Origin of the sequence: Actinomadura sp. 6N118 (genome assembly GCF_044326415.1) — a bacterium.
GTDB lineage: Bacteria > Actinomycetota > Actinomycetes > Streptosporangiales > Streptosporangiaceae > Spirillospora.
This window is the reverse complement of the sequence record NZ_JBIRAZ010000018.1, coordinates 108,754-129,969: the sequence shown is the minus strand read 5'-3', so window position 1 is coordinate 129,969 and position 21,216 is coordinate 108,754. Positions and strand designations below refer to the sequence as shown.

Below are 21,216 nucleotides of genomic sequence, written 5' to 3'. Positions count from 1 at the left end.
GGGGTTTCGGCGCTGGGTGACCGTCCGGCAGCCGGGACCGGATTGCCCTCGGAGCGGCGGTCAGCGACCTGACCTGACCTCACCAGGACGCCCATCGCCACAGGCCAGGCCCATATCCGTTGGATTTTCGGCGATTGCTACCGGGACCCCGATCAGCGGCGGGTACGCGCTGCGCGCCCTGCAGCGCGTCCTCACCCCGATCCTGGACACCCAGGGCGAGCGGGCCCGAAAAGCCGGGCGGACCGGCAGCCTGTACTCCCCGGCCACCGGGAAGGGCTCTGCCCCGGCCGGCAAGCCGGTTGAGCGTGCGCCGCTGCGCGTCATCGAGCTCGACGCCGGCGACATCGCGGTCCTGGACTCGCTGGCCACCACGCTGGAGGAGAGTGGCCGCGGGCATGAGGCGGTGGTGGAGGCGGCCGAGCAGCACTTCGACGCCGAAACGTGGGAGACCAGAGGCGACCGCAGCCCCTTGGAGCGGCTGACGACGGCCGCCCGCCGCCTGGCCGACCTGCTCACCACACCCGCCCGGTTCACCCCGGCCGAGGCCGCGCTGATCGAGACGATCGCCGCCGTCCCCGACGACCAGGACATCACCCTGACCGCCGACCAGCACACCGCCTACCGGTCGGTGGTCACCACGCTGAACCAGGCCGCCCTCGGGCTGTTCGGCAGCGGCCTGGCCCAGTACGTCGCACTCGGCGAATGAGCCCCGACGACATCCCCACGGAGAACGCCCCCGGCCAGATCGCCCGCGCCCTCATCGACTTCTTCACGGGGTAGAGGTCTTGCTGGAACGGTCTGGCCCTCCTCAGAGGATTGATAGGTCGGTCAGTTGCTCGGACAGTTCCCACAGGCGGCGGCCGGTCTCGGGGTCGGTGGCGGTGGGGGCCAGTTGGAGCTTTTTGGGCGCGCCGCGCAGCTCGGCGATGCCGTCGGGGCCGATGAGGTCCCCGCTGTGCGCGTCCGGAGCGGTGGCCGCGTACAGCTGGGGTAGCGCGCCCTGGTCAGGGGACTGGGCGAGCGAGCTGAGGACGCGGCCGTACAAGATCTTCACCATGCGGGTCGGCGTGCCGGTCTGCAGGTTGGTGGACGTGTAGCCGGGGTGGGCGAGCACGCTGCGCACCGGGCTGCCGGCGGTGGTGAGCCGTGCGTGGAGTTCCCAGCCGAAGACGGCGTTGGCGAGCTTGGACTGGTTGTAGAACTTCATGGGCGAGTAGGCGCGTTCGCCGGTGAGGTCGTCGAAGAAGATCCGCGCTTTCCGGTGGTTGGCCGAGGTGACCGTGACGACGCGGGGGTCGTTCCCCTTGGCCAGCAGGTCGAGCAGCAGGCCGGTGAGCGCGAAGTGGCCAAGGTGGTTGGCGGCGAACTGCACTTCGTGGCCTCGCCGGGTGAGCGTCCGGGGCGGCGCCATCATGCCGGCGTTGTTGATCAGCACGTCCAGGCGTCCGAGGTCGGAGCGCAGCCGGTCGGCGAAGGCGCGCACCGAGTGCGGATTGGCCAGGTCGAGATGGCGCACCTCGAGATGGGCGTCCGGCAGGGCGGCGGTGATGTCCGCGACGGCGCAGCGGCCTTTGGCCTGATCGCGTACGGCGAGGATCACGTGGGCGCCTTTGCCGGCGAGCGCCCGGGTGGTCGCCAGGCCGAGGCCGCTGTTGGCGCCAGTGACGACGAAGGTCCTGCCGGTCTGGTCGGAAATCTGTTCGGCCGTCCAGTTCATCGTCGGGACTTCCTCTCAACGGGGGGTGCAGCAGGATACGACAATGACCGTTGTCGCACGTACGACAATGATCGTTGTCGTATGCTGGTGTCAAACGCGCCCCCGCGGAGAGGCCCATGCGAAGCTGGTCGGACGACAACCCCAAGGCGCAGCTCATGCAGCGCAAACGGACGGCGATCGTGAACGCCGCGCGCGAGGCGTTCCTCGACACGGGATACGCCGAGACGTCGGTGCACCGCATCGCCGCGGCCGCGGGCGTCTCGATCAAGACTGTCTACCGGCATTTCGACGGCAAGGACGACCTGTTCAGCGCCGTCATGCAGGACGCCTGCGCGACGCCCGAGGGCCTGGATCCCGAGAGCCTGGATGGCGAGCATGCGGACCTGCCGTGGTTCACCGAGCCGCCGGACGTGGCGTTGCCGCTGGCGGGCGTGGACTATCTGCGGCGGGTGCTGTCGCCGACCGAGCTGGCGCTCTACCGGGTGGTGACGCGGGACGCCCCTCGCTTCCCTGAGCTGGGGCATCGCTACCGGCAGGTCATGGAAGTGCGGGTGCACGTCCTGGGTCAGTACCTCGGCCACTGGACTGCGAGTCAGGGCTGGAAGGTCGGAGATCCGCGGTCGGCGGCGGCGACGTTCGTGGCGATGCTGGGCAGGGACTTCTTCGAGGACGCGTTGCACGGCGTCCGGGAGCCGTCCGACCAGGAGATCACCGACCGGGCCCGCGCCGCGGCGGATCAGCTGATGACGCTGCTGAGGAGCGGGGTCATCGCGTGAGCGCACCAGTGAACGAGGACTGATCGCATCGCGGCACGAAGTGCACATCCACACGTTCGGCTACCTGCACGGCGCTCCGCCGCCCGCGCACATCACGATCGACCTGCGCGACCAGCACATCTCCCCCGACCTTCGCCACCTCACCGCACTGGACGAGCCGGTGCGCGCCGCAGTGCTGGCCACCCCCAGCATCCCGGTCCTGACCGAGGCCCTCACCGTGATGGTGCTGGCCTACCTGGCGGGCCCCATGGCCGGACCGGTCACCGTCGCGGTCGGCTGCCAGGGCGGCCGGCGCCGGCCTGTTGACCGGACTAATTTTCCGGGATCTGGCCCACATTTCTGATGCTGTTGGTGATCTTCAGGGGTCATTCGAGGGCCGGGGTTGAGAGCCGTCGGCAGAGCTGCTGGAACGGGCTGATCGGACGGGGTGGCCGGTCCGGGGTGGTGCCGGGTGGGTAGCAGTCGGCGAGGCGGATGATGTTGGTTCCGGCGGCGGTGAGGACATGCTGGACGTGGGTCTTGGCGAGGCCGCGGTAGCGGCAGTGTCGCAGGCCGTGGGCGTGGACGGTTTCGGAGACGGTGGCCTCGCATCCGACGCGGAGGGCGTAGCGGGTCTGCCATTGCGGGGTTTGCTGTTCGGCTCGTGCCTGGGTCTGGATCTCTTGGAGTGGGCGCGGGAGCAGGGCGATGTGGCGGCCCTTGCCGCTGGTGTTGCCGGTGCAGGCGAGTCGGTCGGGGCATTCCCGGCATGCCTTGCGGGGGAACAGCACTGACACGTGTGGCTGGCCGTCCAGGGCGGTGGGTTTCCAGGGTGGGCTGGTGATCCCGCGGGGGCAGGTGAGGGTGCGGGCTTGCCAGTCGATCTGGAAATCAGCCTTGGTGAAGCCGGGGCGTTCGGCGGCGCGTGGATCGATCCGGACCGGGCCGATCAGGGTGATGCCCCAGGTGAGGGCTGCGTGGTGGATGGTGGCCGGGGTGACGTAGCCGGCGTCGACCAAGTGTTCGCACGGGGCCAGACCGCAGGCGGCCAGGCCGGCGTGGATGTCGTCCAGGGCGTCGATGTCCTGCACCGGGGCCGGCCGGGTGGCCACGTGCACGATGACGTTGGGGCCGTCCCCGTCGCAGGTCTCGCTCTGGTGGTCGCGGTAGCCGATCCACTCGGCCTTGTTCGCCGAGCTGGCGGTGGGGCCGGTCTTGCGGCAGTAGCGGGCCTCAGGATCGTGGGGGGTGACGATCTCCATGCCCGACCACGGCACCCGGGCCGAGACGGGATCAGGCCGGCCGTCGGACGCGGTGGTCGGTGCCCGGCGGGGCATGTTCCGGCGGCTTTGCCGGTCCCGCGTGGACTTGGGACCTCGCCAGGCCAGGTCGCCGTTCTCCTGGGTCCAGTACTGCTGGACCCACACCTGCCGCAACACCTGGACCTGCGGCAGCTCGCGCAGCCGTGGCGGTGCCCCGGCGGTGTAGATCGCGCACAGCAAACGCATGCCGTCCTTGCCGGTCCGCAGTGCCCAGGCCACCAGTTCGTCCCCGCCGCGGGGCAGCCGGTCATAGCGGATCGGACGGCCGTAGCGGTCCGCCCACTCTGGTGTGATCAGCCCGGCCAGCCACTCAGGAGCGGCGCCGGCCAACTCCTCCAGCGCGGCGCGTAGCGTCTCACCCACCAGCTCGACCCGGTTCAAGCGCCGCACCGCGGCCAGCACATGGGTGGAATCGGTGCGCACCCGCCCTCGCCGTTTCACCAGCCCGGCCGCCACCAGGCGATCCACCATCACCGCCAGCAGCTCATCGGCCCGGTCACCTTCGGCCATGCGGTCCCGGAACTCACTCAGCACCGAGTGATCGAACCCCGGGTCGGTCAGCGCCAGCCCCAAGGCGTACTTCCAGTCGATCCGGCACCGCACCGCCAGCGCGGCCTGCCGATCGGTCAGGTTCTCGGCGTACTGCAACACCGACACCAGCGCCAGCATCACCGGCGACAGGCCCCGCCGCCCATCGACCGGATACCAACCGGCAAAGTCGTCGTCGGTGAACAGCCCCGCCAACCGATCACGAATCCACATCGCCGCAGTCCCGGCCGGATTGGCCGCCCACGCCGTCCGCACCGTCTCCGCCGGAATCCCCGATCCCGGCCCACGTCCCATCGCCACTGCCATCACCTGACACTCGTCGATGACACAGCTTCCCCGGCCCTACCAACCCACCAGCCCACGCCCCTGTTGCACCAGCCCCCGACACAGGGGGACCCACGTCACCGACCAGCCAGCAACGCCGCACCGTACCGACACACATCAAAGATCACCAACAGCATCCATTTCGTGACGGAAACTGGCCTGAGGGAGCGTGGGTCAGGGGCATGGGTCTGGGTCGGTGTAGACGTAGCGGGGTTCGTCTGAGAGCCCGTGGTCTCCCCACAGCTGTATCCCGTAGGTGAGGAGGTTGTCTGGGTGGAAGGCCAGCAATTGGCTGCCGGTGAAGTCTTTTCGGGCGTTCTGAAGCTGGAGTTCCTCGCCGTGGTGCAGAGGCGGACCTTGCAGTGTGGCGGGGACTGCGGCGTCGAAGGCGTTCCAGTCGATCTCGCAGTCATCGCTGTTGGAGTCGGGGATGTGGATGAGGGGCTGCAGGTCGATGTGCCGGGTTCGCCTGCCATGTTCGATGACCCAGAGCTGATGGGTCTCATAGCCCTGTGAGCACTGGGAGCGGTGCATTTCCACCGTGTCGGGGTCGTGGTTGTCGAAGAACATGTCGCGGAGCAGGGCCCGGATGTGGTCGCGCTGGTTGTAGACGAAGAAGAGGTCCCAGCTGACTTGCCCGGCGAAGTTCACCTCCAGCACGTAACAACTGCTGCCGGTGGTGGGCGCCAGGGAGGTTGGGTCGCTCATCGTCGCTCCTTCCGCATGCGGTCGTCGGTCATGGTCCGGGCTTTGCTATCACGGCCGGTCGTGGTGGGCGAGTGTCGTTGTGCAGGCCGACGAGGCCGCTGTGAGGAGCACCCGTTTGCGGAGGAGTGGTAGCCCGGCTCGTCCGAACATCTGCCTCTTGATCATTTTGATGTGGTTCACGCGGCCTTCGACCGGGCCGGAGTTCCAGCGGCTGGTCAGGCCTTGGATGACGGCGTCGAGGTCCTGCTCGAGCCCGCCCGCGAAAGACGACAGGCCGGGCAGCTCGGCGGCCCGGACATCATTGATCCACTTCGGGAGGTGCTGGCCGGTGAGGTGGGTGAGCATTGTGGCGAACGTTCGAACATGATGCGGCCTGCAGTTGGGGGCAGCGTTTCAGCATGGCCTTCAGCTGGGGCTGCTCGTCTTCGGTGAGGGAGTCGGGGTGGCGGGTGAGCCAGCCGGTGACCTGGCGGAGCTCGTCCTTGACCTGTGCCAGGGCCTCGGCCGCGCCCGGCGGTCTGGGGACCAGCTGGCAGAACTCCGCCCACCGGCTCCCAGGTAGAGCGGCGGCGAAGAGAAGGAAAGGTTTCCCTCGGCTGTCGGCGTGAGGACAGCCGACCACAGCGCCATCATGATCACACTGGCGCCATGACGGTTAATGTGACGGTGCGGGCCTTGCAGCGCGCGAGCCTGACCCGCTCGATGGAACGGCGATTCGGCGAATGCGGACGCTGGCCACTGAAGCTCCGCGCAGCCTGCATACAGCTCAACCTGTTGCATGACCTCATCGGGCGGGGCGCCTACGCCGAGATCATCAGCTGCGCGAAGGAGGCCGTCCAGGAACGGTCCCGCAACACCCGGCCTGTGCTGCGACTTCATCGTGACTATCTGAGCAGGGCGTTGTGCCGCAGATTCGGCATCGACGACATCGACGAAGCCCGCCAGGTCGCCTGGGCCATGCTGCTGGGCCTTGAGGTCGCGCTGTCCAACGAGGAATACGGGCGCGTCATGCTCGCCGCCGCGGAGACCCTCGCCGAGCGGAAGTAAACCTCCCTCAACAAGGGGCGACACCACCGACCCTCGGAAGTCACCGATCTGCGGAAGGCGCCGACGCTGTCCGCCGCGTGGTCAGGCCCAAGCTCTTCAGTTCCTGCCGAGCGCCGGTCGTGGCCAGGAGATATCGCACACCACTGACTAACTCCAGGGAAAGCAGATGCCTGGTGCCCATCCTCGCAAGTGAACGCGGGCGCAGGATGGACAGGTGTACGGCCTGTTGCGCCATGTTGGTCAACAGGTGCGCGGCGAGCTGACAGCACGGGGGTGTTGCCCGCGCTGGGCAACGCCCAGGCAACACCCCCCGTCCGCGTTTGGCGAGTGAACGATGCCTCACCCGAGCCTGGCGGAATCGACTGCTGGATGCCGGCGAGGGCCTATTGGCCGGCCGAGGTGGCGCCCGGCCTGGCGAGCTGGGCCAGGTCGAGATGGCCTTGCTTGATCCGGTGCCGAAAACTGAAGCCAGCTGTCGGACGGGGAGGATCACCACGCTTGTGGCCGGGGCTTTGCTGTCACGCACGCCGATCATCTGGATCGAGGGCAGGAAGGCCGCTTCGACGCATTCACCGGCGGCGAGGGAACGTCGGCTCTTGCGCCAGACTGCCTCGTGGAAGACCCCTTGGGTGGGGTGTTCACGAGTGGCGCTGACCTGGTCTTAATGGCTGCCTTGGAGATCGCTTCCCGTCGTAGGATTGATCGTCTCCCGGCAGGTGAGGTCACCGAGTAGGTTCAGGCTCACGCGGGCGAACGAGCAGGACACCAGTCGTTTTCGTGATCCTTCGAGCTGGTCGCATGAGTTCACAGATGAGGTGCTGGTGCGGTGTCCTGGTTGTGATGGGTACGCGGTGGTGCTCGCCCAGCTCGGGGAGCCCGAACACGTGAAAGCCGACGACGGGTCGGTCAGATCCCGGCGCCGTCTGCGCTGCCCGTCATGCGGGCTGTTCAGGGACGGTTATCCGGCGAGCACATTGATCGGGGCGTCGGTGGACCCCTACTTCAGGCTTCCGCTTTGGCTTCGAGCTGACAGCTGCGGACAGGTGCTGTGGGCCTACAACATGCGTCACCTCGATCTGCTGGAGGCCTACGTCGCGGCCCGCCTTCGCGAGCGCGGCTCAGACACCAACAGCATGCTGACCAAACTGCCAGCCTGGCTGAAGTCGGCTAAGCATCGCCAAGAGGTACTGCGCGTCATCGGCCGGCTGCGTGCTTCGGTTCCTGCTGTCGCTCAGCACGAGGACGGTGTGGGATCTGGTCCTTTGCACCGTGGGCCCTCATAGCCTGCATCCAGCGGCATGCGCCTGCATGGTCAGCGCGACACGGCCTACTACGGTTGGTTCTGGTGTCCAGCCGGTCACGGAGCAAGTTCTCGGGGGAATCGGTGGTGGTGGGTCTTCTCTCCAGGGCGGATATGCCCGAGGGCTTCAGTTATCCGGCGGAGTTTGTCCCGGGTGGTTGAACTCGGGGCTCACTAGGTTGGAGCCCTGGAAGATTGTTGCAGGTGAGCGGCTTCGCTGGAGGTCAGCGGGGCTCGCGGGTCGCTATCGGGAACGTCGTCTGGTGCCCTTCGCCGAACGTCAGGACAACGATGATGTTGCGGCCTGGGATCTGGACCGGAGAGACGTGGCGGTGATCCACGACTTCGCGAGTCCTGACTGGGAGCAGCGAGTGTGTTTCCCCGACTTCAATGACCCCATTTCATCCTCGGCTGGCTTGAGCAACGCGGTGGTTCTGCCCCGAATCAGACATAACGCGAGAACGCCGGAGCCCTGGGGGCGCCGCCGGGCGCGCCGCCCCAGGCGTCCGGGTCGGCGGTCCCGGGGCCACTGATCCTCTGGGCCATCGTCGATCGTGAAGAGTTCCGGCGGCAGTCAAAGGCATGCAATGGGAACATGGTCGTAGAACCTGACTATTGGAGATGTCGAGCCCCATGACAGGTGAAGGGGAAGATGATCCCGTTTGAGGGTTGGTTCGATCACTCTCCACCGTGAGCGATCCACAAGAGGGCACCATGCGGCTGTTTCGCCTTCGTCGTCGTCCGTACAAGAAAGAGCATGCCGTCATCTTGATCATCGGCTATACCATGACCTTTATCCCCCTCTTGATAGCTGGCCTGCAGTACATTAAGATCGATCAGCCTTATCGGGTGGAGTATGGAGACTCGGGAAACTCATGCAGCTCCGTCAACGATACGCTAACCATTGATCGGCAATCGGGCGGTCAATTGGCCTGCGGAGGGACAAGTTCTGCCGTGGCCCCCGGGCCATGGGAGAAGCACGAGGTCGATCAGATAACAGATCTAGCCCATTCGCTGGCATCGGACGGCCTGAGCGACGTAGACGAGCAGGCGATCAAGAAAAAATCCGAGCAGATCGGTGCCACTCACGGATATCCCAAGAGGGAAATCCCTGTGGACGAACTCGGCGGAATACTTTCGCTTCCTTTGCTAGGTATAGTCCTGATAATGTTTGGCCCGCGGCTGGAGGAGAAGTCTCGAGCCTCGATTAAGAAAAATCAGGCGGAGCGGCGGGAGGGGCCATTTCAATAAAGGCCCTGATAGGGGGTGACGGTGCGGTTCGCAGCATGAAGCAAAGCCCGCGGCGTCGTTTGCTCAGCCTGCCCCTTGCCTGACTCTGTCGGGAATCTTGGGAACGACCGGCATGTCGCGACGGGCGACTGATCGGTAACTGTGAGGCTTCTGGGGTCAGTGAAGTCGGTCGTTCCCCCGAGGTGGTTGAACGAGGACGCCGGGGTATTGCTGCATCTGGAGTGGGACCACGCCTGGCCCGGGCCCGCTGGGGAAGGCAGCTGGACGCTGTACTGCCCAGGCCTGACGATGGCTCCACTCGGCTTCCGCGCGCCGGTAGTTGACGTGCATGGTGAAGCGCGCGCCGCCGGGACGGGTCAAGGCGGTGCCCGGTGGAAGGTGTCGAGTTGGAAGGCCACCATGGTGCCAGCGGGACCTGCGGCGGACACCTCACGCTCGTAGAGCTCTGGGCAGGCAGGAGCGCGAAAGCCTGCTGGCGTGCCGGGGCTGGCGTCTAGGCTGCCAGGCACAGGCCGTCCGACCGCGACCACCAGCCGGGTTCGGCGTCCCATTGACGCCGAGGACGACCTGCATGTTCACCCAGTACCGGTAGTTCTTGGACGGCGCAGTGACGGTCCGGTCGTGGGTGGGCACCAAAGCGCCGTCCACGATCAGCACCGTGTCCGGACCGTGCTGCCCGGCCACCGGGGCCAGTTGCCAGCAGCGGCGCGAGGTGGTCGACCACCCGGTGCGCGGCTGACCTCGACACTCCCAACAGCAGCGCGACCTGCCGCAACGTCAGGTTGGTCCGGTAGTACACTGCGCCGCCGGCCCGTCCCGGTCTGCTCTCCACCCCGGCGTGCGACGATCCGGACCAGCTTGCGGAACTGCCGCACCGTCAGACCGGTGAAACACCGGCACCCACTCAACCTGGTCTGCGCTGATCACCCGCTCCCCGCGGTGGTCAACGATCAAGATCACCCGTAGTTACGGGACAGCCTTTAGTATCCGACCATGCCCCTTCTCGAGCCTCGGCCGGGCTGGTGTGAATGGCGCGCCACCCTTGCGGCTTTGTCCGCAGCGCCGGTCCTACTCGCTGGTTGCGACTCAGATCTCGCTACCGAACCTGCGACAAGCCCTACGTCTCCGGCTCAGCCGACATCCGCGGCGACCTCTGTCTCGACTGCCCCGAGTCCGTCGTCGAACGCTACGACCACCACGGCGACAAGCACGCCGGAAACTCCAGGTAGGTGTGCGTTCGCCATCCACCTGGGTACTGGCGCCTCCACGACCCAAGGCGATAACCCGCAAATTCCGGAAAATTCAGACGGGCTCTTCGTAAGCTGCGCTGGTGCAGCTCTAGTGCAGATCCGGGGTGATCGGGAGCAGTCGGCGTTGGTCTTCACGTTTAACGGCATAAATACCCGACTTGTACAAGGAAAAAGTGCAGTCGTAGGGCCATACAGGGTCACGTTGATCAAACAGTCCGGCTCCGGCGGTAGACAGGTGAACTTTAAGCTTGCCCTGTCTGGTTGATGACACAGCGTGTTTTCCTTCAGTGCTCGTGAGGTGCGGCGCAGGAGCGCGCTCGATTATCCATGCAGTCGGCTTTGATGTCGGCGTCGACGGGGTCGGGTGGCACTCTTAACAAAGGCAAGAACAAGCCCGGCCCGCGGTGCAAAAGCAGGCCACCCGGGCCCACGCCCGCCTCCGCGGCCCCGGCGAGCGGGCCAACGCGCAGCTCAAGTCATGGCGCACCCTGCCCAAACTCCGCTGCAGCCCTAGCAAGGCCAGCCACCTGGTCAAAGCCATCGCCGTCCTCCAGAACCACCCGGCCACTCAAGCCACCCGAGGATGAAATGGATTCAATGCTTGGCTGCGGCAGGCGGTGGACGACCTGATCGAGTTTGGTCAGGGGTAGTCGACGACCTCTGGCGAAGTCACCCAGGCTGTCCAGGGGCTGCTGTTGCAGGGGCCAAAAGGCTTGCAGTGTGCTGCAGGGCTGGGTGGTTGCTGCATTGTCTCTGCGAGGCTATCCCCAGTTGCGACTTACAGTAGCTGCATCAGCATGCAGGGTGAGATCTGATTGGGCAGGGCCTGCACAGGCTGGCTGATGTTGGTCGGATCAGGGTGATCGGAGGCGTGAAATGTCTTCATGGCTGGAGCACCTGGGTGGGCTGCTGAAGGACCTTGACGAGGAGGCAGCTGCAGTCCAGCAGCAGCGGGTGTCAACGGCCTTTCAGTACTCCCCGTGTGTGGTCCGGGGAGATGCTTGACGCAGTGTTCCTAGGAGCTGCTTGACGGTGTCTCGCGGGATGCTTGTCGGTCCCAGGTGAGGGCTGGCGGTTAATGCCTGTGTCTGAACCTGGGATCGTCCCCGTGACGGGTGGTTCACCCGAAAAGGACAATGCGTTTTCGACATCACCTGTGTCGCAGTCGTTGGCAGGAGGGGAAGCTATGTGTTGCCCAACAGGAGGGGGACGTAGACGAGGTTGGTGATGGTGTGGATGAGGATGATCGCCCAGATGTTTCGGTAGCGGGACCACAGGTAGCCGACCATGAGGCCGAAGACGCCCTGGAAGGCGATGACTGTGGCCAGGCCCAGGAGGGGCGCGTCGGCTTCTATCCGGGCGGAGTGCATCAGGGCGAAAAGCAGGGATGAGGCCATGATGGCCGGCCATCTGCCGTACAGCACCTCCAGCCGGGTCTGCAGCCAGGCCCGGTAGAAGATCTCCTCCAGCACGCTGGCGGTCAGCAGGGTGAGCAGAGAGCCGATGGCGAGGGTGACCGGGTCGGGCAGGTCCTGGGTCAGGGGGACCGCCAGCGGGCTCACCTGGGACAGCAGGAACCAAGCCAGGACGGCGGGCAGCGGTGCCAGCCAGGTCACTGGCGCAGGGACGGCCCTGGCCTTCGGGCCGCCCCGCCGGGTCATCCGGAAGATCATCAGCGATACGGGCAGCAGCAGAAACCCTTTGACCAGCGGAGACGCGCCGCCGGCCACGGGGAGGGCCACCACCGTCAGCACAGCCAGCGACACCAGTGCCCAGGCCTCCCGTCGCAGGCGCGTCCCCGGCAACTCGGCGAGCGGCACCAAAGCCTCCCGGGCGGGAGGCACGAGCCGGGCCAAGGCCACGGCGGCGAGCGGGGGCAGCACCGCCGCCCACAGGGAGGCCTTGGTGGCGCCGGGGTCGGCGGACTGTGCGATCTCGGTGTGGCCGGTGACCAGCAACCAAATGAAAGCCAGCACGAACACGGTCATGCCGGTGCTCGTCATCAGCACCGTGGACGGCGTCCGGCGGGATTCGATGCGGACCATGACCATCATGCTCTCGCCGCGCCGGTCCCGGTCCCTCCTCCAAATGCATGATCATGCCGTCGATCGTTCGATGTATCAGGTCGGTGCGATGCACGTCTGAGGATGCTGTTCCGCCGACGGCGATCTGGGGAAGGCGAGCTGCCCTCGCACAACCAACCGTTCAATGCAAAGGCAGCTGCGCCCGTCTGGCTTTAGCGGGAGTCGGTGATGTAGCGGGTGACGGGGCCGCCTTTGCGGGGGTGGGTGGAGATCTCGACGTCTCCATCGAGGACGCGGAAGCAGGTTTCCTCGATGATGACGGTGACGGTCTTGCCGGCGTGGGCGATCCCTGGCCGGAGTTTCTGGCGGGCGATGGAGAAGGTTCCGTCGGCTCCGATGCGCCGGATGGCCTGCCGGGGTTGGGACGGGGGTGGAGGCAGCGGCGTGGTTGAGGTGCGTGCTCCGGTGAGCTTGGCGCGTAGCTCGTGCGGGATCGGGGCGGGCAGGGTCTTGACCAGGAGCCCGGCGTGAATGACATACATGATGCTGCCGTCCATGCGCAGGGTGACGTGCTGGCTTGATCTTCGTTCGGAATCGTGGACGATCTTGGCTTGTGTCCGATCTTCGTGCGGTGAACGCTCGTCTGCGCCAGGTGGTGGCGGACAAGGATGAGCTGATCGCTTCGCAGGACACGCTGATTCGGTTGCAGCGGGATCAGTTGGCTGGTCAGGACGAGTTGCTGGTTGAGCAGGGCCAGGTTGATCGCCCTGGTGGAGGAGCAGAACGCGGCGTTGCGGCGCCAGGTGGGGCTGGACTCGACGAATTCCTCCACGCCGCCCTCGGCTGATTCGATCGGGGCGAAGGCCAAGCGGCATAAGGCGAACTCGCAGCGAGAACGGTCCAAGGACCGCAAGCCCGGTGGGCAGCGGGGACACCCGGGCTCGGGCCTGGAGTTCGCGCCGGTCTCGGAGTTGGCTGACACAGTGCCAGTCGAGCCCGCCGAGTGCTCGACCTGCGGCGAGTGTCTGGATTCGAACGCCCCTGGTGAGGGGTTCACCCCGGTCCAGCAGTGGGACGTCCCGCCGGTGACGCTGCGCAAGGTCCAGTTCGATCTGATGCGGCGGCGGTGCTCGGCCGGGCACCTCACCCAGGCGCCGGCTCCGGCGGGGGTGTCCGGGCCGGTCTGTTACGGCCCGAACGTGCGGGCGTTCGCCGCTAGGCAGCTGCCGGTTCGGGGGCAATACTCCGTAGGACGTGGGCTTGGATTTCAAGCGGGTCACCTGCTCGGGAATAGATGCCCTTTCGGCCATACTTTGCCGCGAGTAGTTTCCACATCAGCATTGGCTGTTCCGCATGGACAGTTGCGGGCTCGGACTTCCTCCAGCCTCGTGCCGACAGTTGCTTGAATAGTGACAACTTACGTCGGTCGTCTATCAAACCCAAATGTGCGCCGCGCATGATAAGAGCCTGAATAGAAACCTTCAAGCATTTCCCGTATACGGTGTCGAAATAAGTGAAGTGGCGCTCTTTGTCGAGCGAGGCACCCACCCACAGCTTCGGTGAACCGGACATCTCCCTCACCGCAACAGGCGCCGTCTCTTTCTCATCGCCCAGCACGAGGTAGAGGGCCCGAGGATGGCACAGACGACCACGATGGCAGCAAGGAGGGGGATTCTGTGCCTACGCAGTGTGGCGCGATTCATGACTTGTGAACCTCCCTTCCCATCGCTCATCGAAGTGTTTTCCAAAGGGCGAAGGGTGGCCGGTTGGAGACCTCTGGATCCATAATCTCTAGCGAGGGCGAAGCTGTTGGCCAGCTCATTCAGCATCCGCCGTACGGTCTCCAAAGGCAGGTGATGGACGATGTCAAGGTCGATCCATCTCGCCGCGGCATCAGTGCACGAGATACTCAGGATGTCACCAGACCGCTCAAAGACCAGTGTTGCTGCGACACCCTGAGCCGACATGTCGAGAGTCGCCGGACCACCTCCGGCCAGGTCGTCGAGGAGATCTGGCAGATCCTCAATGATCATAGAGACGTCATAGGACATCTTCAGGGGCCAGCGAGGATTACCGAACCCGCTCATCACGAACTCAGCACCAGCGGCTTCAAGGATTTGACTGGCCGTAATCACAATCGGGTAGTAATCGTCGTCGAACTGGAGGAATGATGGATCGCCGCCGGCTCGCTTCTCCGCGTCGAGGGCAACCATGGCCGACCGCACCCCCGCAGCAGGGGGCACGGTGAGATTCAGGCCGAACTTCACTTCTTCAGGCAAGACAACTCATTAGACTTGGACCGACAATTGCTTCCATGAAAGGAACGGCTCGGCATTTGACGCGTCAACGTCGAGCACCTCCAGTGCGATCGCGAATGCGCGGGCCACCTCGCCGAACATTCTCCGCGTGACATCCAACCGCTCGAGGTGCACGACTCCATAGTCAATGCTGGTATCCGTACCTGGACTGCAAGATATTTCCACAGAATCTCCCCTCGGGACGAAACGCATTTCCGTCTCCAGTCCGGGGGCATAGAAGTCGAGAACGGCGGGGCGGGACTCTGACAGTCCTATGAGGAGTTTCCACAACCCTTCAAAGAAGGTAGACATATCATATCCATCCACTCCCCAAGAAGGATTGCCGAATCCGCTGACACCGAACTCGCAGCCCGCCTCTTCGAGGACTCGACTGGCAGTCATCACTGTTGATCGGTAGTCGGGGCCGCACTCGACCGGGACGCCATTGTCAGCTTGAGCCTCCGCCCGAAGTCCCGCCAGCGCCGCGGTCAGCCTCGCCACAGGAGGGCAAGCAAAGCTGACCCCGAACTGTACGGCCTTGGACATCAACTCTCCCTAAGCACCACGACTTCTAGCGTGCTCGAATGTCAGTATATCGCAGCGCAAGACATTCCTCTTTGAACCTCTCCGCGATCACCACCAATTATCTTTCTGTTGATTCTTCTTCTCAGGAAACTTCACCGGGTAAGCCGTATCTATTGCCCCGTTCGGATAGAAGATTATTCTAGCCCGGTCACGTTAGTGATCTTTGATCCATCCCTCCTGATCACCTGTCCAAGTCCGCGGGGAATCGAGATGTGAATCACCTTCTTCTTGCCCTTGCCAGGGTTGCACGGAGATAGGCGTATAGGATGGCAGCGGTGCTCGGATTATCTAGCCATTGACCCTGTGGCCCCTTCGCACCGGGCGCGATCAATCAGTTTTTGCCCGATCTTTCGACCCGAACCATGGCGCGTGAAAGCGTGGCCGAAAGCTGGTCCGCTGCGCCAGTCACGGTTCCATTTACTGCCCTTCTCAGGTTTGCATTTCGGGAGATTCTCCTTGTCGCCCTTGCGCCATTCCTTGCGAGCCCTGGCGCGAGCCCTTTCTCTTAGTGCTTCCAGCCGTGCACGGCGAGCCGCCTCTGCCGCAGCCGCCCCAACTTGCGGCTCCCGCTCCGTCTCCACCAGAGCCGCCCTTCGCACCGGACGACCCCGTACCGCCTCCGCCCGACCCGCTGCCTCCGCCAGAGAGTCGCCTCCCTTGTCACCGGAGATCATCTTCAGGCCCGCGGCGACTGTGCCGGCGCCAAAGACTGCGATGAGCGCCTGCATGAGATCCTTGCCCGTCCAACGGATCAGCCACTGGACTATCCGGGGCAAGGCGATGCGGCCTATAAGGATCCCCGCGACGACGGCGGCGTTCTCACCGCTCGCGTCGGTGTAGCCCAACGGGTTGTTGTTCCCGTAGTGGTAGGTCTGGACGAAGGCGCTGCCGGGGTCCTGCTTGACAGGATCAGTGCCGCTGAACCGTCCGGTCGCGGCATCGTAGTCGCGTGCTCGAACGTCGTACAGGCCGGTGACCGAGTCGAGGTACTGGCCGTGGAAGCGGAGCGGGTTCGCTGTGTACGTGCCTGTGGCTCCCTTGTCCTCTCCGAACGGGTCGAAGTCGGCGCTTCCGGTCAGGGCGATGTCGCTTCCGGACAAGGCGGCGGTGTCGCTGATAGTGCCTTGCGGATCGTCCAGGAGCCAGGTCAGTTCTCCGGTCTTACTGGTATCGGCCAGCGCGCTTCCGAGATTTCCCTGCGGGTCCTCCCACCATCGGTGCGTGGTCTCTCCTCCCGCGTTCTTCTCGTCCACGCGGATGGGAAGGTCCCCCAGCCCATCCCACGACCAAGAAGCGTTAGTAGCTCCTGACGACGGCGGACGAATACTGACCCTCTGAGGACGCGCGAAAACGGACCCACCTCGAGCCCGTTCGGGTGAGAGCGTGAGGAGTGCTGAGCGTGGAGGATTGGGCAGAGATCCGCAGGTTGCACCGGTCGGAGGGGATGCCGATCCGGGCGATCGTCCGCAAGATGGGTGTCGGGCGGAACACGGTGCGGCGGGCGCTGGCATCCGATGCACCGCCCAAGTACGTGCGCGAACGCAAGGGCTCGATCGTGGACGCGGTCGAGCCGCAGATCCGCGAGCTGCTGGCCACCTGGCCGGATATGCCGACCACGGTGATCGCCGAGCGGATCGGCTGGAGCAGGTCGATGACGGTGCTCAAGGACCGGGTCCGGGAACTGCGGCCGCTGTTCGCGCCGCCCGATCCGGCCTCGCGGACGCAGTATCGGCCGGGAGAGCTGACCCAGTGCGATCTGTGGTTCCCGCCGGTCGACGTCCCGCTGGGGGTTGGGCAGGCCGGTCGTCCGCCGGTGCTGGTGATGGTGGCCGGCTATTCGCGCTGGATCAGCGCTCGGATGATCCCGACCCGCCAGTTCCCGGACCTGCTGGCTGGGCACTGGGTGCTGCTGGCCCAGCTCGGGGCGGTGCCCAAGGCGCTGGTCTGGGACAACGAGTCCGCGGTCGGGCAGTGGCGGGGCGGCCGTCCGAGGTTGACCGAGGCGATGAATGCCTTCCGCGGAGCGCTGGGCATCCAGGTGATCCAGTGCCGCCCCGGCGATCCGGAGGCCAAGGGGCTGGTGGAGCGGGCCAACGGATATCTGGAGACCTCGTTCCTGCCCGGCCGCACCTTCACCTCACCAGTCGACTTCAATACCCAGCTCAGCGACTGGCTGGGCAAGGCCAACCGGCGGCACCACCGCCGGATTGGCTGCCGACCGGTCGACCGCCTGGGGGCCGACCTGGACGCGATGGTGCCACTGCCGTCGGTTCCACCGCAGACCGGCTGGCGGCTATCGACCCGGCTGCCCCGCGACTACTACGTCCGCCTCGACTCCAACGACTACTCGGTGCACCCGGCGGCGATCGGCCGCCGGGTCGAGGTGACCGCTGACCTGACCCAGGTCACCGCGACCTGCGGCGGCCGCACCGTCGCTCAACATGAACGCTGCTGGGCGTCCCACCAAACCATCACCGCACCCGAGCACGACACCGCCGCCCGTGACTTCCGCCGCCGGCATCTGGCCCCGGCAACACCAGCGACCGCGACCCAAGTGCAGCAACGCAGGCTCACCGACTACGACCGCATGTTCGGCCTCACCGACGACATCAGCGAGGCCACCGGCCCAGCGGCCGGAGGGGAGGTGGCGGTCTGATGCCCGCCAAGACCACTACGGCGGCCAATGGCCGCAACATCGCCTCCGAGCTGGCCTATCTCACCCGCGCGCTCAAGGCGCCGTCGTTGGCGGCCGCGGTCGAGCGGCTGGCTGAGCGGGCCCGGGCCGAGGACTGGACGCACGAGGAGTTCCTGGTCGCCTGCCTGCAACGCGAGGTCGCCGCCCGTGAAGCCCACGGCGGCGAGGGCCGCATCCGCCTCGCACGCTTCCCCTCGCGCAAGTCGATCGAGGAGTTCGACTTCGACCACCAGCGCTCCCTCAAGCGCGACACCATCACCCACCTAGGCACCCTGGACTTCGTGGTGGCCAAGGAGAACGTGGTGTTCCTCGGCCCGCCCGGCACCGGCAAGACCCACCTGTCGATCGGCCTGGGCATCCGAGCCTGCCAGGCCGGGCACCGGGTGCTGTTCGCCACCGCGGCCGAGTGGGTCGGTCGGCTGGCCGACGCTCACCATGCTGGGCGCCTGGAGGACGAACTCGTCCGGCTCGGCCGCATCCCACTTTTGATCATCGACGAGGTCGGCTACATCCCGTTCGAGTCGGAAGCGGCCAACCTGTTCTTCCAGCTGGTCTCGTCCCGCTACGAGCGGGCCAGCCTGATCGTGACCAGCAACAAACCATTCGGCCGCTGGGGCGAGGTGTTCGGCGACGACGTCGTCGCCGCAGCCATGATCGACCGCCTGGTCCACCACGCCGAAGTCATCTCACTGAAGGGAGACAGCTACCGGCTCAAAGACCGCGACCTAGGCCGCGTCCCCGCGGCCAACACTAACGACTGACCGAAGCGGGGTGGGTCCATTTTCAGGCGCCGCAGACGGGTCCAGATTCACACGCCGTTGACAAGCTCCATCCTGGGCCCGGCTGATGCGGTTGCCCGCCTCGTCGTAGGTGGGCGTAGGTGACGGTGTTGCCGTTCTCGAGCTTGACCCCTGAAGGTTGGCGTCGAGCCCGTAGGTGAACGTGCGGGTGCCGTTACCAGTGGTCTGTTCGCGGAGGTTCCCGGTGTCGTCGTATCTGTAGGTCGTCGTCGCCGGACCGCCAGCGGGTCGCGGATTCGGCGAGCGGGCGGTCATCGTCGTCGTAGGTCGTGTGGGTGACCTTCGTCTGAGCGGGCGCAGAGCCGGAGGCACTGGGGTAGGACGTGTGCTTGGTGCGATTGCCGTTCTGGTCGTACTCGTATGCGGTGAAGGGCTTGTCGTTGCCGCAGGCGCCGCCGGTCGCCTGGCCGGCGGCATCACTCACAGTGGCGAGCCCGTCTTCCTGACTCTGACGCACGGCGGAACAAACACCGCTACGTGGTACCGGCTGCTCGACCGTCTCGTCGAACGTGGTCTCGACATGCCCGTCAGCTCCCGCAGGAACACCGACACCACCTCTGTGCTCATCCTCGACCGACGTCCGGTCGCGGGCAGATCATCTCCCCATCCACGCTGAGCCCAGGAACCGGCGCCAGGCAAGCCCGCCCGCGCACCCTTCGGACACATTCCCGACCGACCCGCCAGGTGAAGGCCCTCCGCAGCCCCAAGGAAGCAGCTCCCCGTCTCGCCTGCCCTCGTCTGGGACACGAATCGCCGTCGGTCAGCAGGCGCAGGAGCGCCCCCTGCAGGCGAGGGCGGATCGGCTGCTGGTGGTGCAGAGGGTCAATGGTCACCAGTGTGGCGAGCGTGCCCTTGGGGCCGCCGTGATCGGACACGGCACGGGGGAGGGCGGCCACATCCACGGCAAGGCGTCAGCGTTCGGCTGGAGGGACAATTCACCCGGGCCGTACCGGTCATCTTGATTCGCGGGCCCCCAATCGGGCCTGCCCTGTCTCACTCACTCCCGCCGGCTGCGCTCAGTGGGGAACCGTGGCTGCCCGGACTGGCTCACCTGGCGACCGGACCCGTCGGACCGGATCCGCTGCCCCTCGGTCGTCGGCACCACCGCCGCACGCTTTTCCGCCACTGAGACGTCGAGATACCAGCCGCTGGCCTTGGTGTAGACGACAGGACCGTGCTCAATGGTGTCGGGCTGGCGCTCGCCAGGAACAGATCGAGCACGTCTTGGTTCGGTCCACGGTGGTTGTTGAAGCCGCCCAGATGGATGAACGGCTCGCCGTTCATGTACCGGAAGTCGATGAGACCACTCCCGCCGCTGATCTCCTCGACCAGCTCCCGAATCTGAACGACCATCTCGCCGATCCGCTCAACCTCGTCATCGCCCTCGACGCGCGCGGCCCCCTGACGGTGATCCGCCCGTGGTACTCGAACACGACTTGATCTGAGGCGGCCCGGGTTGGACGGCGATGGGCCGGCGCGACCCAGCACCGTTCAGCCGATACACCCGCGCAGTTGGATGCCGACATCCGGCAAGGCGCTCCCGACGCTGGCATCTGAGAGCGTCGCCGCGTCGCACGGTGCCGCCTGATCCCTGAAGATCTGGCTGCCATTCTGGATGACAAACGATCAAGGCCTGATCGGATGATCTTCCGATCAGGCCTTTGACCTGCGTTCCTGGGTGGAGCTGAGGGGATTTGAACCCCTGACCCCCTCGATGCGAACGAGGTGCGCTACCGGACTGCGCTACAGCCCCGAGGACTCCGCAAGGTTAGCAAACATTGGGGGCGCTTCGCGCATCGGCGGGACGGGGTCAGCCTCCTACGACGCGGCGGTCGTCGGCGTACTGATCGAAGACCTCTTCCTCGACGTTGGGCACGAGTTCGATCACTTCGGCGTCCTCGGCGGCGGCTTCGGCGGCGGCTCGGCGGGCCTCGGCGCGGGCACGGGCGCGATCTTCGGCCTCGGCGCGGCGCTGGGCGACGTCCATGCGCACGGCGACGCGGAGGAGGGAGAGGTGGCCGGCCAGGAGGAGGACGGGCGGCACGGAGACCCACCACGGGGCCAGACCCGTGGCGATCACGATGATCGAGGTCACGGTGAGGAGGAGCAGGCCCGTGGTGCGGCGGCGGCGCCTGGCGATCACGGCGGCGCGGCCAGGTCGGCGGCGGGGGGCCGGGGACGTGTCGGTGTCCTCGTCGAGGGTCTCCTCGATGGTGGGCTCTTCGAGCGTGAGTTCCTGGGTGTCGTCGGCCTTCTTGTGGAGGAGTCTGGAGAATCCGGCCTCGCCATCACGGCGGAGCCACATGGGGACGAGGACGACGGCCCATACCGCGACGATGGCCAGGTAGAGAACGGTGCTGCTCACCGGCCCACCACCCGGGCACGCTTAACAGGCGGGCCGACTTTCGGCGCGCGCACGTGCATTGGGAGCAGGGCCACGACCCGCACGGTACGAGTCACTGTTAGATGTTGACGAGCATAAGGGGCGGTGTGTCGCGAGATCGATCTCGCCGTTACTCTCTGTTTGCGAACTCTTCTCGATCGCAGGATTCTTACCACCCGCACAAACTCGAAAGTCAGCGCGGGCCCAAG

24 protein-coding genes, 1 tRNA gene and 3 pseudogenes are annotated in these 21,216 nt (G+C 65.8%); 13 read left to right on the top strand and 15 right to left on the bottom strand.

Going from position 1 to position 21,216, the window contains the following annotated elements; translation table 11 throughout:
* Positions 1–16 precede the first annotated feature (16 nt).
* On the top strand, positions 17–706 hold the full coding sequence (locus tag ACH34W_RS38025; RefSeq protein WP_395966018.1) for a hypothetical protein: 690 nt from the start codon (positions 17–19) through the stop codon (positions 704–706).
* Between the two features lie 102 nt (positions 707–808).
* Here the strand turns inward: ACH34W_RS38025 and ACH34W_RS38020 are convergent, their stop codons facing one another.
* Positions 809–1,717, bottom strand: coding sequence for an oxidoreductase (locus ACH34W_RS38020; protein ID WP_395966017.1), 909 nt, complete (start codon positions 1,715–1,717; stop codon positions 809–811).
* A gap of 116 nt (positions 1,718–1,833) precedes the next feature.
* Here ACH34W_RS38020 and ACH34W_RS38015 point away from each other — a divergent pair, with 116 nt between their 5' ends.
* Both ACH34W_RS38015 and ACH34W_RS38010 read left to right on the top strand, forming a co-directional pair.
* Complete coding sequence (locus tag ACH34W_RS38015) at positions 1,834–2,493, top strand: TetR/AcrR family transcriptional regulator (protein ID WP_395966016.1); 660 nt, start codon at positions 1,834–1,836, stop codon at positions 2,491–2,493.
* 40 nt (positions 2,494–2,533) lie between these two features.
* On the top strand, positions 2,534–2,836 hold the full coding sequence (locus tag ACH34W_RS38010; RefSeq protein WP_395966015.1) for a hypothetical protein: 303 nt from the start codon (positions 2,534–2,536) through the stop codon (positions 2,834–2,836).
* Positions 2,837–2,858: 22 nt separating this feature from the next.
* Here ACH34W_RS38010 and ACH34W_RS38005 read toward each other — a convergent pair whose 3' ends face one another.
* The 3 genes from ACH34W_RS38005 to ACH34W_RS37995 all read right to left on the bottom strand — a co-directional run bounded on the left by ACH34W_RS38005 (position 2,859) and on the right by ACH34W_RS37995 (position 5,720).
* Positions 2,859–4,637 (bottom strand): IS1182 family transposase, encoded by a 1,779-nt coding sequence (locus ACH34W_RS38005; protein WP_395966109.1) that lies wholly within the window; start codon positions 4,635–4,637, stop codon positions 2,859–2,861.
* Between the two features lie 204 nt (positions 4,638–4,841).
* Complete coding sequence (locus tag ACH34W_RS38000; RefSeq protein WP_395966014.1) at positions 4,842–5,375, bottom strand: hypothetical protein; 534 nt, start codon at positions 5,373–5,375, stop codon at positions 4,842–4,844.
* Between the two features lie 48 nt (positions 5,376–5,423).
* A complete protein-coding gene (locus tag ACH34W_RS37995; RefSeq protein ID WP_395966013.1) occupies positions 5,424–5,720 on the bottom strand; it encodes a transposase in 297 nt (98 codons plus the stop codon).
* A 303-nt stretch (positions 5,721–6,023) separates the two neighbouring features.
* Here ACH34W_RS37995 and ACH34W_RS37990 point away from each other — a divergent pair, with 303 nt between their 5' ends.
* Positions 6,024–6,422: a hypothetical protein gene (locus tag ACH34W_RS37990; RefSeq protein WP_395966012.1), complete on the top strand. Its 399-nt coding sequence runs from the start codon at positions 6,024–6,026 to the stop codon at positions 6,420–6,422.
* 40 nt (positions 6,423–6,462) lie between these two features.
* Here the strand turns inward: ACH34W_RS37990 and ACH34W_RS37985 are convergent.
* Positions 6,463–7,020 (bottom strand): annotated as a pseudogene (locus ACH34W_RS37985) (DUF397 domain-containing protein); the annotation flags it as partial.
* Positions 7,021–7,306: 286 nt separating this feature from the next.
* Here ACH34W_RS37985 and ACH34W_RS37980 point away from each other — a divergent pair.
* Entirely contained in the window at positions 7,307–7,705 is a 399-nt protein-coding gene (locus ACH34W_RS37980) for a hypothetical protein (protein WP_395966011.1), read from the top strand.
* Between the two features lie 707 nt (positions 7,706–8,412).
* Complete coding sequence (locus ACH34W_RS37975; RefSeq protein ID WP_395966010.1) at positions 8,413–8,973, top strand: hypothetical protein; 561 nt, start codon at positions 8,413–8,415, stop codon at positions 8,971–8,973.
* Positions 8,974–9,470: 497 nt separating this feature from the next.
* On the opposite strand, the pseudogene ACH34W_RS37970 reads toward ACH34W_RS37975, so the two are convergent.
* Positions 9,471–9,900 (bottom strand): annotated as a pseudogene (locus ACH34W_RS37970) (transposase family protein); the annotation flags it as partial.
* 152 nt (positions 9,901–10,052) lie between these two features.
* Between ACH34W_RS37970 and ACH34W_RS37965 the strand changes: the two are divergent.
* Complete coding sequence (locus ACH34W_RS37965) at positions 10,053–10,202, top strand: hypothetical protein (RefSeq protein WP_395966009.1); 150 nt, start codon at positions 10,053–10,055, stop codon at positions 10,200–10,202.
* Positions 10,203–10,618: 416 nt separating this feature from the next.
* Positions 10,619–10,810, top strand: a pseudogene (locus tag ACH34W_RS37960) (transposase family protein); the annotation flags it as partial.
* 597 nt (positions 10,811–11,407) lie between these two features.
* Here ACH34W_RS37960 and ACH34W_RS37955 read toward each other — a convergent pair.
* Positions 11,408–12,268 (bottom strand): lysostaphin resistance A-like protein, encoded by an 861-nt coding sequence (locus tag ACH34W_RS37955; protein ID WP_395966008.1) that lies wholly within the window; start codon positions 12,266–12,268, stop codon positions 11,408–11,410.
* Positions 12,269–12,459: 191 nt separating this feature from the next.
* Positions 12,460–12,789, bottom strand: coding sequence for a hypothetical protein (locus tag ACH34W_RS37950; protein ID WP_395966007.1), 330 nt, complete (start codon positions 12,787–12,789; stop codon positions 12,460–12,462).
* An 89-nt stretch (positions 12,790–12,878) separates the two neighbouring features.
* On the opposite strand from ACH34W_RS37950, the gene ACH34W_RS37945 reads away from it, so the two are divergent.
* Positions 12,879–13,094, top strand: a complete 216-nt coding sequence (locus ACH34W_RS37945) for a hypothetical protein (RefSeq protein ID WP_395966006.1) — start codon at positions 12,879–12,881, stop codon at positions 13,092–13,094.
* Positions 13,018–13,653 carry a DUF6444 domain-containing protein gene (locus ACH34W_RS37940; protein WP_395966108.1) on the top strand — a complete coding sequence of 212 codons (636 nt, stop codon included), beginning with the start codon at positions 13,018–13,020 and terminating at the stop codon, positions 13,651–13,653. The genes ACH34W_RS37945 and ACH34W_RS37940 overlap by 77 nt, the downstream gene beginning before the upstream one ends.
* A gap of 171 nt (positions 13,654–13,824) precedes the next feature.
* Here the strand turns inward: ACH34W_RS37940 and ACH34W_RS37935 are convergent, their stop codons facing one another.
* The 3 genes from ACH34W_RS37935 to ACH34W_RS37925 form a co-directional block, all read right to left on the bottom strand.
* The gene (locus ACH34W_RS37935) at positions 13,825–14,526 is read right to left on the bottom strand and encodes a hypothetical protein (RefSeq protein WP_395966005.1); all 702 of its coding nucleotides are present in this window, start codon (positions 14,524–14,526) and stop codon (positions 13,825–13,827) included.
* A 9-nt stretch (positions 14,527–14,535) separates the two neighbouring features.
* Positions 14,536–15,090 (bottom strand): hypothetical protein, encoded by a 555-nt coding sequence (locus tag ACH34W_RS37930; protein WP_395966004.1) that lies wholly within the window; start codon positions 15,088–15,090, stop codon positions 14,536–14,538.
* A gap of 323 nt (positions 15,091–15,413) precedes the next feature.
* Complete coding sequence (locus ACH34W_RS37925; protein ID WP_395966003.1) at positions 15,414–16,382, bottom strand: RHS repeat-associated core domain-containing protein; 969 nt, start codon at positions 16,380–16,382, stop codon at positions 15,414–15,416.
* 137 nt (positions 16,383–16,519) lie between these two features.
* Between ACH34W_RS37925 and istA the strand changes: the two genes are divergently transcribed.
* Both istA and istB read left to right on the top strand, forming a co-directional pair.
* Positions 16,520–17,785 carry an IS21 family transposase gene (istA, locus tag ACH34W_RS37920; RefSeq protein WP_395966002.1) on the top strand — a complete coding sequence of 422 codons (1,266 nt, stop codon included), beginning with the start codon at positions 16,520–16,522 and terminating at the stop codon, positions 17,783–17,785.
* Positions 17,785–18,585 (top strand): IS21-like element helper ATPase IstB, encoded by an 801-nt coding sequence (istB, locus tag ACH34W_RS37915; protein ID WP_395966001.1) that lies wholly within the window; start codon positions 17,785–17,787, stop codon positions 18,583–18,585. Before istA ends, istB begins: the two co-directional genes overlap by 1 nt.
* A 193-nt stretch (positions 18,586–18,778) precedes the next feature.
* Here istB and ACH34W_RS37910 read toward each other — a convergent pair whose 3' ends face one another.
* Positions 18,779–19,048 (bottom strand): hypothetical protein, encoded by a 270-nt coding sequence (locus ACH34W_RS37910; protein ID WP_395966000.1) that lies wholly within the window; start codon positions 19,046–19,048, stop codon positions 18,779–18,781.
* A gap of 623 nt (positions 19,049–19,671) precedes the next feature.
* Entirely contained in the window at positions 19,672–19,956 is a 285-nt protein-coding gene (locus ACH34W_RS37905) for a hypothetical protein (RefSeq protein WP_395966107.1), read from the bottom strand.
* On the opposite strand from ACH34W_RS37905, the gene ACH34W_RS37900 reads away from it, so the two are divergent.
* Complete coding sequence (locus tag ACH34W_RS37900; RefSeq protein ID WP_395966113.1) at positions 19,885–20,064, top strand: hypothetical protein; 180 nt, start codon at positions 19,885–19,887, stop codon at positions 20,062–20,064. The genes ACH34W_RS37905 and ACH34W_RS37900 overlap by 72 nt on opposite strands.
* Before the next feature lie 239 nt (positions 20,065–20,303).
* On the opposite strand, the gene ACH34W_RS37895 is transcribed toward ACH34W_RS37900, so the two are convergent.
* Together ACH34W_RS37895 and ACH34W_RS37890 are read right to left on the bottom strand one after the other, a co-directional pair.
* Positions 20,304–20,377: transfer RNA gene (locus ACH34W_RS37895), tRNA-Ala, on the bottom strand.
* Between the two features lie 57 nt (positions 20,378–20,434).
* Entirely contained in the window at positions 20,435–20,989 is a 555-nt protein-coding gene (locus ACH34W_RS37890; RefSeq protein ID WP_395965999.1) for a hypothetical protein, read from the bottom strand.
* Between the last annotated feature and the right edge of the window lie 227 nt (positions 20,990–21,216).